The 10,994-nt window shown below is 62.3% G+C and carries 14 protein-coding genes and 1 pseudogene; 10 read left to right on the top strand and 5 right to left on the bottom strand.

Annotation, left to right across the window (positions count from 1 at the left end; translation table 11 throughout):
* The first annotated feature begins 316 nt into the window (after positions 1 to 316).
* Genes Y707_RS27440 through Y707_RS0118365 form a run of 6 tightly spaced genes read left to right on the top strand, consistent with a single transcriptional unit; the run spans position 317 to position 4,163 of the window.
* Positions 317 to 952, top strand: a complete 636-nt coding sequence (locus tag Y707_RS27440) for a DUF5947 family protein (protein WP_253905256.1) — start codon at positions 317 to 319, stop codon at positions 950 to 952.
* A complete protein-coding gene (locus Y707_RS0118385) occupies positions 949 to 1,590 on the top strand; it encodes a DUF6084 family protein (protein WP_026536158.1) in 642 nt (213 codons plus the stop codon). Before Y707_RS27440 ends, Y707_RS0118385 begins: the two co-directional genes overlap by 4 nt.
* On the top strand, positions 1,587 to 3,206 hold the full coding sequence (locus tag Y707_RS0118380) for a hypothetical protein (RefSeq protein WP_253905255.1): 1,620 nt from the start codon (positions 1,587 to 1,589) through the stop codon (positions 3,204 to 3,206). The genes Y707_RS0118385 and Y707_RS0118380 overlap by 4 nt, the downstream gene beginning before the upstream one ends.
* Positions 3,203 to 3,322 (top strand): DUF6893 family small protein, encoded by a 120-nt coding sequence (locus Y707_RS33560; RefSeq protein WP_026536156.1) that lies wholly within the window; start codon positions 3,203 to 3,205, stop codon positions 3,320 to 3,322. Before Y707_RS0118380 ends, Y707_RS33560 begins: the two co-directional genes overlap by 4 nt.
* Positions 3,319 to 3,915 (top strand): hydrogenase maturation protease, encoded by a 597-nt coding sequence (locus Y707_RS0118370; RefSeq protein WP_081744998.1) that lies wholly within the window; start codon positions 3,319 to 3,321, stop codon positions 3,913 to 3,915. Before Y707_RS33560 ends, Y707_RS0118370 begins: the two co-directional genes overlap by 4 nt.
* On the top strand, positions 3,915 to 4,163 hold the full coding sequence (locus Y707_RS0118365; RefSeq protein WP_026536154.1) for a HypC/HybG/HupF family hydrogenase formation chaperone: 249 nt from the start codon (positions 3,915 to 3,917) through the stop codon (positions 4,161 to 4,163). The genes Y707_RS0118370 and Y707_RS0118365 overlap by 1 nt, the downstream gene beginning before the upstream one ends.
* On the opposite strand, the gene Y707_RS27435 is transcribed toward Y707_RS0118365, so the two are convergent.
* Positions 4,160 to 4,933: a DUF6390 family protein gene (locus Y707_RS27435; protein ID WP_035782567.1), complete on the bottom strand. Its 774-nt coding sequence runs from the start codon at positions 4,931 to 4,933 to the stop codon at positions 4,160 to 4,162. The genes Y707_RS0118365 and Y707_RS27435 overlap by 4 nt on opposite strands.
* Before the next feature lie 173 nt (positions 4,934 to 5,106).
* Here Y707_RS27435 and Y707_RS0118355 point away from each other — a divergent pair, with 173 nt between their 5' ends.
* From Y707_RS0118355 to Y707_RS0118345, 3 genes are read left to right on the top strand one after another with little or no spacing between them, the layout of a single operon-like run.
* Positions 5,107 to 6,240: an ABC transporter substrate-binding protein gene (locus Y707_RS0118355; RefSeq protein ID WP_026536153.1), complete on the top strand. Its 1,134-nt coding sequence runs from the start codon at positions 5,107 to 5,109 to the stop codon at positions 6,238 to 6,240.
* Positions 6,230 to 7,306, top strand: coding sequence for a FecCD family ABC transporter permease (locus Y707_RS0118350; protein WP_081744997.1), 1,077 nt, complete (start codon positions 6,230 to 6,232; stop codon positions 7,304 to 7,306). Before Y707_RS0118355 ends, Y707_RS0118350 begins: the two co-directional genes overlap by 11 nt.
* A complete protein-coding gene (locus tag Y707_RS0118345; RefSeq protein ID WP_026536151.1) occupies positions 7,299 to 8,087 on the top strand; it encodes an ABC transporter ATP-binding protein in 789 nt (262 codons plus the stop codon). Before Y707_RS0118350 ends, Y707_RS0118345 begins: the two co-directional genes overlap by 8 nt.
* 98 nt (positions 8,088 to 8,185) lie before the next feature.
* Here Y707_RS0118345 and Y707_RS27430 read toward each other — a convergent pair whose 3' ends face one another.
* Entirely contained in the window at positions 8,186 to 8,734 is a 549-nt protein-coding gene (locus tag Y707_RS27430) for a BCCT family transporter (RefSeq protein ID WP_253905259.1), read from the bottom strand.
* Here Y707_RS27430 and Y707_RS27425 point away from each other — a divergent pair.
* The gene (locus Y707_RS27425; protein WP_253905254.1) at positions 8,627 to 9,346 is read left to right on the top strand and encodes a recombinase family protein; all 720 of its coding nucleotides are present in this window, start codon (positions 8,627 to 8,629) and stop codon (positions 9,344 to 9,346) included. The genes Y707_RS27430 and Y707_RS27425 overlap by 108 nt on opposite strands.
* A 209-nt stretch (positions 9,347 to 9,555) precedes the next feature.
* Here Y707_RS27425 and tatC read toward each other — a convergent pair whose 3' ends face one another.
* The 3 genes and pseudogenes from tatC to Y707_RS32300 form a co-directional block, all read right to left on the bottom strand.
* Positions 9,556 to 10,329: a twin-arginine translocase subunit TatC gene (gene tatC, locus Y707_RS0118330; protein WP_026536149.1), complete on the bottom strand. Its 774-nt coding sequence runs from the start codon at positions 10,327 to 10,329 to the stop codon at positions 9,556 to 9,558.
* Entirely contained in the window at positions 10,329 to 10,754 is a 426-nt protein-coding gene (locus Y707_RS27420) for a hypothetical protein (RefSeq protein WP_051442183.1), read from the bottom strand. Before Y707_RS27420 ends, tatC begins: the two co-directional genes overlap by 1 nt.
* A gap of 17 nt (positions 10,755 to 10,771) precedes the next feature.
* Positions 10,772 to 10,994 (bottom strand): annotated as a pseudogene (locus Y707_RS32300) (zeta toxin family protein); the annotation flags it as partial.

The raw sequence follows: 10,994 nt of genomic DNA, 5'->3' as shown, positions 1-10,994 counted from the left end.
TGGGCGGAGGCCTGCTCCGCTGCCCCACCTGCCGCAAGCACTACGACGTCCGGCGCGCCGGCGCCTGCCTGGAGGAGCCGGCCCTGCATCTCGATCCGCTGCCATTGCTCGTCCGCGATAGCGTTACGTCAGTGGCCGTTCCCGGCGTCGTCGGTCCGGTCTGATGAGAGAGCAGCGGACGATGACGACATCCTGGACGCCCAACGGCGCATCGGGTAGCCGCGTCAAGGACGCGGCCAACGATGACGCGCCTTTCTCCGTATTGCGACGTATAACCCGTAACCGTCCCGCTCCAGCCGTCGGGGAACACTGCGAAATGTGCGCAGAACCAATATCGGACAAACACCAACACGTGGTCGACGTCGAGAGCCGTGCCATGATGTGCACCTGCCGGCCCTGCTACCTGCTCTTCATCGACCGCAACGCGCACCTGCGCTACCGTTCCGTTCCGGAACGCTATCTTTCGTTTCCGGACTTTGAACTGGGCTCCGGACAATGGGACGAACTCGAGATACCCGTCGGGCTGGCCTTCTTTTTCCACAACACCGGGATGGGACGCACCATCGCCTTCTATCCCGGCCCGGCCGGCGCCACCGAATCCGAATTGCCGTTGGCGGCATGGGAATCGGTCCAGGCCCGGAATCCGGAGCTGGCCGAGGCTGCCCCCGATACCGAAGCCCTGCTCATTCGCGGTCCCGGAGCGGAGCGGCCCCGGGCGGAATGCCACATCGTGCCCATTGACGCCTGTTACGAGCTGGTGGGGCAACTGCGCCGGGTATGGCGCGGGTTCGACGGCGGGCAAGAGGCCCGCGAACAGCTGGACGTGTTCTTCGACAAGGTCAGCCGCAGGAGTAAACCCGTGCCGACAGCCGCCGCACGCAGAACCACCCCCGAGGCGAACATCGACGGTACCGACGTTGCGGCCCCGGCGGAAGGGAACGGTCCGGCATGACCCAACTTGATTTCGATGTGCTGAACATCTTTGCCGAGCCCTATGGCGCCACTCCCCAGCTGACGGCCCGGCTGCGCCTGCTCGAGACGACCGGTGCGGTCATCCACGCTATCGCCCTGCGCTGCCAGGTCCGCATCGAACCTCAGCGTCGGGGCTACGCCGAGGAGGAAGAGCCGGGACTTCAGGACCTCTTCGGCGACAGGGCCCGGTGGCCATCCACCTTGAAGCCCTTCCTCTGGCTGCACAGCAGCACAACGGTGCAAGGCTTTACCGGTGCCACCGACGTCGACCTCCCCCTGCCATGCACTTACGACTTCGAAGTCACCGCATCCAAGTACCTCCACGCGCTGCGCGAGCGGTCCGTTCCGCTGGCGCTGCTGTTTTCCGGAACCATCTTTACCAAGGGCTCCAACGGGTTCGGGGTGGAGCAGATCTCCTGGAATTGTGAGGCTTCGTACCAGTTACCGGTTGCTGTCTGGAGGGCGCTCATGGACCAATACTTCCCCAACACCGGATGGATCAGGATGGACCGTGAGATAGTCCAAGCACTGGCGCAGTACAAGTCCTCGCTGGGACTCACCTCGTGGGACACTGCCGTCCAGAGCCTGCTGGCCAACGCGCCGGACCCGGTCCGATGAACGCCGATGCGGTGAACCCCGCAGCTGGGAACCCGCCGCCCGCATCAAGGCCGGGCACCGGCAATCCCAGCCTCAGCCTGGCCCGCGCCGTCGCCGACGCCGTGCTCTATGAGGGCTATCTCCTCTACCCCTACCGCGCCTCATCGCGGAAGAACCAGTCGCGCTGGCAGTTCGGTATGCTGGGGCCCCCCGGAGCCGCGGCCTCAGGTGCCGGAGAGGAGAGCACGATGTTCGCGGACGCGCTGCTGACCGCTGGCCCGCAGGCGTCGGTGGAAGTCCATCTGCGCTTCCTGCAGCTGCAAACCCGTAGTGCTGAACGGCTCGACGACGGGACCTTCACTCCGGTGAATGAGCTCACCGTCGGCGCTGCCCGCTGGCTCACCTGGGATGAGGCCTCCGAGCAGGAGATCACGCTGGGCCCTTTCGCCCTCGCGCAGCTTGAAGCGGGAGAAAGCATCCCCGTCGACGTGCCCGCCAACGAGGATATTGAAGTGCTCCAGGATGATGCCGGACTTCCCGCCGGACGCCTCGTGCGCCGCCGTCTGGCATTGTCCGGGACGGTCCACTTGGGCCTGAGTATGCCGGACGGAGCATCTGCCGATCACGCCGCCGGCGATGGTCCTGAAGATCCGGCGCCACCTAACGGAGCCAATTCCGGCCGGCTGGTGAGGCTTCGGGTCTCAGCCGAGAACACAGCTCCGGGACTGACGGCGGACAAGCACGACGCCGTAGCCACGTCGTTCATCGGCACCCATCTGCTGTTGAGCACACAGGACGCGGACTTCATCTCCCTCCTAGAGCCGCCTGCGGAGGCCCAGGCAGCCGCTGCCGGCTGCGCCCAACACCGGTGCTGGCCCGTGCTCGCAGGACCCGAGGGCCAGCGCGACGTGCTGCTGATCTCGCCCATCATCCTCTATGACCACCCGGCCGTCGCTCCGGAGAGTTCGGTGGCGCTGTTCGATTCAACGGAGATTGACGAGATCCTCACCCTGCGGGTCCTGACGTTGACAGAGGAGGAGAAAGCCGAAGCCCGGGCGACGGATCCACGGGCCGCCGAAATCATCGACCGCTGCGAAGCGATGACACCGCAGGAACTGCAGCAGCTGCACGGTGTTCTCCGCAATCCCCGGGCCGAAGCAGCCAACGTTACGGCCACGACGGAGGAGCCCGGCTTCTGCGAGGACCCTCCAGAGGCTGTCATCGCCCAGCAAGACGAACCATTCTCAGCGACAAGCGGCTATCCCGCCGATGCCCCCGCCGCCGGCTTGCCGTGGTGGCATCCGGAAGCCGATGCCAGCGTCCAGCCCGACGTCGACGCCGTCGTCATCAAGGGTGTCGCGGTGTCGCGCGGCAGCTTGGTCAGAGTCCACCCGCAGCGACGGGCCGATGCCCAGGATCTGTTCTTCGCCGGCCAGACTGCACGTGTCACCAGCGTTCATTTCGACGTCGACGGCAGCACCCATGTTGGCCTCGTGCTTGACGTTGACCCGGCCTCTGACCTCTATGACGGGTACGGGCGGTCCTTTTATTTCGCCCCGGACGAGTTGGAGCCCCTAAAGGTGGAGCCCCCTGAGCCGGGGCCTACCCAGGACCAGAGAAAGGAAAACCAACCATGAGAAGTATAGGAGTCGTCACCACCGCCCTGATGGTGTCCCTAGCCTCATTTGCGATCGTTATAGGGGTGAAGTCGATTCCCGACATCAAACGCTACTTGAAGATCAGGTCAATGTGAGCAGCAGTACCCGGACACATTCCGGCTCCGAAGTCGGCGCCGCAGTCGGCGCCGCAGTCCCCGTTGCTCGCATCCTGGTTGCCGGCGTAGGTAACATTTTCCTGCGTGACGACGGATTCGGGCCCGAGGTAGCTCGCTATCTGGCCAGTGATTCCACCGGGTTGCACACAGGGGTGCAGATCGTTGACTACGGCATCCGCGGAATGCACCTCGCCTACGACCTACTCGACGGCGTTGATGCACTGATACTGGTGGATGCCATCCCTGCCACGGCGCCCACCGAGCTGGGAAGCACCGGCAACGGGCCAGGCACGATCAGAGTGCTGCAGGTCGGCAGCGAAAACCTGACAAACGCCGCGGCCACACCGGCCTTGGACCCGCACGGCATGGATCCGATGACCGTGCTGAACCGCCTGCGGGCGCTGGGCGGAGAGTTGCCCCTGACGTATGTCGTCGGATGCATTCCGGCTGACATTGACGAAGGGATCGGGCTTTCCGACGCCGTAACCCGGGCCATCCCGGAAGCGGCTGCCAATATCCGGACGCTGATAACAGAACATATTCCGTCCGGCCTCAGTGGAGGAGAGCAATAATGTGCTTGGGGATTCCGGGACAGGTTCTGGAACTTATCGAAGGCTACGGCGACCAGCTGGCACTGGTTAACGTCTCCGGCGTGCCGCGGAAAATCAACATTGGGCTGCTGGACGACGGGCCACTGGAACCTGGCACCTGGGTGATTATTCACATGGGCTTCGCGCTTGAACGCGTCGACGCTGCCGGAGCGGAACAGGCGCTGAGCGGTTTGGAACTGATGGGACGTGAGAGGATGCCGGACGGTTAGTGCTCGATCGCCACTGCAGTTCCCCGGTGTTCGACACCGGTATTGGCTATTTTCAGGTGGCGTTGCGTGTACCTCTGCAATTGGTGCAGCTGTACTGGAGTGAGCCTGTCGCACACCCAGTCCCAATGCAGTGATACGACGTCGCCGACGGCCAGGTCAGCGACGAAGCCGGTTCCGGACACGGCATACTTGGCCGCCTCCGTTTCCGCCTCCCCCAACGAAAGTGCCGTGCCATCCCACACCAGCGGACGGGAGCGTACTAATGCTTCGTCTCCGGTGAAACCGACCACCTCGCCCCAGCGGATGCGGCAACGATCAAGGGACATCAACGCTGTCGAGCGTCTGCGGTCATCCCGGAGCAGACCGAGCCAGGGATAGATTTCGAGGACATGGAAGCTATGATGCGGGACGCCGCCCGCCAGCACGCCTTCGATCAGATGCGGAAACTGCAGCCCGGTACGCGCGCGGAACCGGTCCTCCATGGAATTTCCAATGTGGGTCACCCCCACCGCATCCAGGAGCGGATTACCCACCCAGTAGGCCTCGACCACCCGGTGATCCAGAGGATCGCTGATCCCGGTGGCGCCGGCGATCAGTTCCAGGTACGGCCAAGCACCGGCGAAGCCCTTGGCCAGTTCAACCAGACCCTGATCCGTCACGCCGGCTTGCCCATAATGCAGCAGGGCATCGCTATCGAGGGGACCACAACTGCCGTGGGAATTTGGAGGATAAGCGTAACGGACGAATAGTTGGGCACCGTTGATAACCATGCTGTGGCCTCGATCCACTCAATAACTGTGAACATAGCACTGTGCCGAGCGAGCTACAAGGGTTCTGACCGGAGCAGTAAAGCCTTGACAGGCTTACACTTCGGGCGGATGCTGTGAAGCATTGACGTACTACCTTGAAGCTTTGCTGTAGGTTCGTGTACAGGAGCCGCCGTATGGACCGTGTCGAAATGACCCGCCGCTCGGTCCTGACGACCGCCGTCGTCGGTGGAAGCGTTGTTTTCTTGACCGCCTGCGGCCAAAACAGTTCCACGCCGGGTGGCGGGCCCGCATCCGGGGCCGGGATTCGATTCAAGGACCAGCAGGGCAGAACCATCACCTTTGACCAACCGGTCACCAGTGTCGTCACCATCCCGATGCCCGCGGCGTCCTTGTTGGTGGCCGTCGACCGTACCGCAGATCACCTTGCCGCAATGCACAGCGTGTCCTGGGCCGCGATGAGGGACGGGATCATGGGCGACATGTTCCCGAACGCGCTCGAGGTACCCCACAACATCGCGCGGAACGACTTCACGCCCAACGTGGAAAGTATCTTGGCACTGAATCCCGACGTCGTCATCCAGTGGGAGGACTCGCTGCTCACCAAGCCGCTGGAAAACGCCGGGCTTAAGGTCATTGGGTTGACCAACACCGGAACCCAGGAAGGCGTCGACGCCTGGACCGAAATTTTCGCTGCCATGCTCGGCAAACCCAAGAGGGCCGAACAGATGAAAGCACGGGCCGCGAAGGAACTCGAGGAGGTCAAGGCGACGGCCTCCGGCAGAACCGGGCAGGGGCCCAGCATCCTCTACTTCAACCGGTTCGACGGCGGTTTGATAGTCGCCGGAGAAGAGACTTACAACGATTTCTATATCAAGCTGGTCGGTGGCACCAATCCCGCCACCGGAGCGAACGGCATTGCCGCGCCCGGGATGGTGGGGGTGGATGTCGAACAGGTGCTGGCGTGGGACCCGGAGGTGATACTGCTGGGCAATTTCGACGCCGCCATGCCGGACGATATCTACTCGGATCCGGTGTGGGCGGACATTTCGGCGGTCCGCTCCAATCGGGTCTATAAGGTCCCTCTGGGCGGTTACCGTTGGGATCCACCGGGACAGGAATCTCCGCTGATGTGGAATTGGCTGACCAACATTGCCTTCCCGGAAAACACCAGCGATCTGCGGGCCATGGTCTCCGACTACTTCGACTTCCTTTACGCCCACCAAACGACCCCTGCGGAAATCGACGAAATCCTCTGGACCACGGCGAACGGCCAGTCCGCCAACTACCAGCAGTTCAATGCTTCATGAGGCAACGACGCCGGCGCCGTCACGGCCGAAGAATGCGCTGCACGCGCTCTTCAGGACATCGATTGGCCCGATCGCGCTCGGCTCCATACTGCTGATCGGCGTTAGCCTGCTGGCGTTGACGGTGGGCCGGTACCAGGTGCCGCTCTGGAATGTGCTGCAGATCCTTTCGGCCGAAGTCGTTCCTGTCGACACCGCGTTCAAGGAAACCGAGCAGAGCGTTGTTCTCCTCATCCGTCTGCCAAGAATCCTTCTCGCACTGCTGGTCGGCGGCGGTTTGGCCATCGGCGGCGCAGCTTTGCAGGCCATCTTCCGCAATCCCCTCGTCAGCCCGGAGATTATCGGCGTTTCCGCCGGTGCCTCGTTCGGCGGCGCATTGGCTTTGCTGCTCGGGCTTGGTTCACTCCTGCTTGTCGGAGGCGCGTTTATCTTTGGCCTGGCCGCCTTGGGGCTGCTGTTCCTGATCACGTCCGGCCGCGGCGGAACACCGATGCTGATGATCGTCCTGGGCGGGGTGGTTACTGGTTCCTTCTTTTCAGCCCTCGTGTCCCTGGTCACTTACATTGCCGACCCTTTCACCACCCTGCCCGCCATCGTTTTCTGGTTGCTGGGAAGTGTGGCAACCGCCAGCTACGCGAAGGTCCTGATAGCGGTTATTCCCATTCTGGCCGGCACTATTGTGCTGATCGCCCTGCGCTGGCGAGTCAATGTGCTCTCCCTCGGAGACGAGGATGCCACCTCTCTCGGGCTTCGGCCAGGGGTTTTGCGATGGGTGGTGCTCATCTGCGTCGCGTTGATCGTCGCCGGCGCGGTCGCGGTGAGCGGTGTGGTGAGTTGGGTCGGTCTGGTCATCCCGCACTTAGTGCGGATGTGGGTTGGTCCTGACCACCGCGTCCTGTTGCCGGTGTCGTTTCTCGTTGGCGGTGCTTACCTCATTCTCGTGGACACGGTCGCCCGTTCGGCGACGGCCGGTGAAATCCCATTGGGTGTACTCACCGCTCTCATCGGTGCGCCCGTGTTCTTTATCCTGCTGCGGCGTAACCGGGACAGGATCTGGGACAATGCTTGAGCTGGATAGCGTGGGGTTCGGCTACGCCCGGCGAAGGTCTTCCGAATGGGTCTTCCGAAATGTCAGCTTCCATGTATCGCCGGGTTCCGCCACCGCAGTTCTGGGTCCCAATGGCAGCGGCAAGACGACTCTGGTCCGCTGCGCTGCCGGGCTGTTGAATGTGCGCGAAGGCGAAGTACACCGGGCGGATACCGTGGGTTATGTACCGCAGGCTCACGGCAGTTCCTTCGCGTATAAGTCACTGGACATGGTACTGATGGGCCGCGCCCGCCAGGTCGGAATGTTCCGGTCCCCCGGTCAGGAAGACCACTCGGCGGCGGCGGAAGCCATGGCGAGAGTGGGCATCTCAGGCCTTCAGGACCGCCTGTTCCCAACTTTGAGCGGCGGTGAACAACAACTTGTCCTGATCGCACGGGCCATCGCCGCCGGTTCCCCTATCCTCGTGCTTGATGAACCTGCCACAGGCCTGGACTTGAAGAACCAGATGCGCGTCCTGACCCTGTTGCGGGAGTTGATGGCCGGCGGGATGGCGCTGCTGTTGAGTACGCACCATCCAGACCACGCCCTGTATCTGGCAGATCATGTGGTGCTGATGGGCGGCCAGCAAGTTCAATCAGGCACAAAGGACCAACTGATGACCGACAAGACACTATCCGCCCTCTATAGCCTGCCGGTCAACACGATCGCGTACCGGGACGGCAACGGGGTTCCCCAGCGTACGATCGTCACCGGCTACAACGAGACGCCGTCTCCGGAGCCTGCAGGGCACCCGACAGCCTAAGCGGTGTCTGGTCCCGTGTAGCGCTGCGGGTTGGCGCAGCAGACATCGCCCTTCCGACCCTGCTAATTCCGGCGCCGGCCGGTCGTTCCGACCGTTCTCTATTCGTTGCCGGAAGTTCGCCCTTCAGTGGCAGGATCGCCGTCTCCGCGGTCGTCAGCTTCCATAGCGGCGTCGCTGAAAGGTACTGATGACGGGGTGGCGGCGGCGCACCTGACCGGGATACGTGAGCGTTGGCGTAGAGGGTCGCGTCTGAGGTCTGCGTACATTGCCACGCATAGACCGATCATGACCAGTATGAACGGGCTCGCCGCCAGGATAGTGAAGGTCTGCAGCGCTTGAAGTCCTCCCACGAGCAGCAGTACGGCGGCAACGACTCCGGAGAGAGCGGCCCAGAAAACAACCACCGGTGTCCAGGGTTCCTTACTGCCGCTGGTGGAGAGTGTGCCCAGCACCAGTGCACCGGGGTCGGCTCCGGTAACGAAGAAGGTGCAGATGAGGACGATGGCTGCGACCGCGGCCGCCGTGAAGAGTGGGTACTGTTGCAGGGCCACGAAGAATCCGGCCGCTTCACTTCCGGTACCGGCGATGTCGACGCCGTTTTGCTGGAGATTGATTCCTGTGCCGCCAAATACGGTGAACCAGAGGATGCTGACAGCGGTCGGCGTCAGCAACGCTCCGAGAACAAATTCGCGGATGGTCCGGCCGAAGGCATCCCCGAGAAGCGGATCTATGTAGATAAGAAATCCGGATCCACAACCAACAGGGTCGGCCTCAACACCGCCTTGGACTACGCCCGCGACGGAGACATCATCGTCGTACACACCCTGGACCGCCTCGGACGCACCGTCCGCGACACGTTGAACATGATTCACGACCTGGCCGAACGCGGGATCGGAGTGCGGAACCTCGCCGACCCTATCCGGGTGGACTCCGCCAAGCCAGAGGACCCGATGGCACAGCTGGCCCTGGTGATGCTGGCACTGTTCGGACAGATGGAACGAACCTACGCTATCGAGCGCGCAGCTCACGCCCGGTCCGTGGCCACCAGCGAAGGCAAAAGAGTCGGCAGGCCCTCCGTCGTCGACCCGAGCAAGCTTGCCTATGCCGCGCACCTGCTCGATACGGGACTATCGATACCCGAGATTGTGGACAAGACAGGGATCACCCGATCCAGCCTGTACCGGCACCTGCCACCAAGACCACCGGAGTCCGTGATGGCCGATGACTCGTCAACGTCGATTCGTGCAGAGCACTCCTGACAAAATGCACAACCGCGCAGGCGAGTTCTTCTGACACTTCAATGTCAACAGTCGTCTGCACAACCCCCGGAGTAGCGCGGATGATCGTGCAGATGAGTGCTGAACATGAGAATTCGTGTCAGTTTCAGAAGTCGTCTGCACAAATATCAGAGCGCTTGGGAAGGATCGTGAACGAATTTGCTTCGGGTTTGCCGGTAGGGGCGGGGCCTTTATAGGTTGCTCAGGTTGTCCGCGGACGTGGCGGTGTCGGCGGCCGCCTCCGTCTCGTCTTCGCGTTTGACGGTCCGACGACGCCGGCGTTTGTCATTGAGCAGGCAAAGTCCGGTGGCGAGGAAGAAGAAGAACAGCAGCGGTATGACGAGGTAGAACATGCTCATAATGTCCGGCCCTGGGGCGGCCATGGCTCCCAGGACACAGACAAACAGCACGGTGATGCGCCAGGATTTGAGGATCTGCCGCCCGCTCAGCACGCCGAGAAGGTTCAGGCCGAACAGCACCACCGGCAGCAGGAAGGCGATGCCGAAGGCCAGCAGCAGGCGCATCACGAAGGTCAGATACAGCTGGGCGGTGATGACGTTGGAGCCGCCTTCGGGCGTGAATCTGAGCAGGGCCCGGACGGCGTTGGGCAATACCAGCCAGGCCAGGAATACTCCGCCAACGAACAGTGGCACCGATACGGCCATAAAGGACAGTGCGACCCTGCGCTCCTTGTCTTTGAGGCCGGGGGTGATGAAGGCCCACATCTGGTAGAGCCAGACGGGACTGGAGAGGAGCAGGCCCAGGAACACCGACGTCTGGACCATCAGGTCGAACGAGGATGCCACGCCGTCGAAGTTGATGCTGGCGAAACGGTCTTCATTATCGGCGACGTTCATAATCGGCGCTATCAGCTGGCTGAAAAGCGGGTTATAGAGGAGGAACCCTGCGACGCCGCCAAGGAAGATGCCGATGGCGCTCTTGATGAGCCCCGCAACTTCGACCACTACCGACTCAGATGCGTAGAGGCAGGCGGCCAGTCCTGGGTTTCCGTCTGGACGATAAGTTCTATTGAGGTGAAGTCCGCCGCGCGTGGGTCCTTAAAGAGGTTCACCGCGTTCTCGTTGCAGCAGTTGAAACGCTGCTCAGTATCGGAGTACATCCAGGTGATTGCTTGCTTTGGGATGAAGCGGCCTACCCCGTTGTCGGCGCCGTTTATGGCGGCTTCTCGTCCTTCGACCCATCGTGCGCGGGCCCGTTCGAGGGCGACCGCAAGGCTTAATTCGACATCGAGAATCGTCAGGTGACCGTAGTCGTTGGCTTCGAGGTTTTCAAGGTATCGCGTGCCCAGCCCCGGCCAGAAGGGAGTCCCCTCAATGACGACGTTTTCCCTGGCCTGCAGGCAGCGGGCCAGAATATTCTCGGCCAGCATCGTCGACTCGTTATGTACTAACGAGGACAGCTCGTTGGGGTTTCCGTCTGGACGATAAGTTCTATTGAGGTGAAGTCCGCCGCGCGTGGGTCCTTAAAGAGGTTCACCGCGTTCTCGTTGCAGCAGTTGAAACGCTGCTCAGTATCGGAGTACATCCAGGTGATTGCTTGCTTTGGGATGAAGCGGCCTACCCCGTTGTCGGCGCCGTTTATGGCGGCTTCTCGTCCTTCGACCCATCGT

It is taken from the genome of Arthrobacter sp. H14, assembly GCF_000520495.1.
Classification (GTDB): Bacteria; Actinomycetota; Actinomycetes; order Actinomycetales; family Micrococcaceae; genus Arthrobacter_C.
The sequence above is the reverse complement of the archived record's forward strand: the minus strand, read 5'-3'. Positions and strand labels throughout refer to the sequence as shown.

Bases quoted from the DNA above. Each gene is read 5' to 3' on its own strand.
- Y707_RS27435 (WP_035782567.1), bottom strand. From the start codon at position 4,933: ATGGTTATCAACGGTGCCCAACTATTCGTCCGTTACGCTTATCCTCCA.
- Y707_RS0118355 (WP_026536153.1), top strand. From the start codon at position 5,107: ATGGACCGTGTCGAAATGACCCGCCGCTCGGTCCTGACGACCGCCGTC.
- Y707_RS33560 (WP_026536156.1), top strand. From the start codon at position 3,203: ATGAGAAGTATAGGAGTCGTCACCACCGCCCTGATGGTGTCCCTAGCC.
- Y707_RS27420 (WP_051442183.1), bottom strand. From the start codon at position 10,754: ATGCTGGCCGAGAATATTCTGGCCCGCTGCCTGCAGGCCAGGGAAAAC.
- Y707_RS0118365 (WP_026536154.1), top strand. From the start codon at position 3,915: ATGTGCTTGGGGATTCCGGGACAGGTTCTGGAACTTATCGAAGGCTAC.
- Y707_RS0118350 (WP_081744997.1), top strand. From the start codon at position 6,230: ATGCTTCATGAGGCAACGACGCCGGCGCCGTCACGGCCGAAGAATGCG.
- Y707_RS0118380 (WP_253905255.1), top strand. From the start codon at position 1,587: ATGAACGCCGATGCGGTGAACCCCGCAGCTGGGAACCCGCCGCCCGCA.
- Y707_RS0118385 (WP_026536158.1), top strand. From the start codon at position 949: ATGACCCAACTTGATTTCGATGTGCTGAACATCTTTGCCGAGCCCTAT.
- Y707_RS27440 (WP_253905256.1), top strand. From the start codon at position 317: ATGTGCGCAGAACCAATATCGGACAAACACCAACACGTGGTCGACGTC.
- Y707_RS0118345 (WP_026536151.1), top strand. From the start codon at position 7,299: ATGCTTGAGCTGGATAGCGTGGGGTTCGGCTACGCCCGGCGAAGGTCT.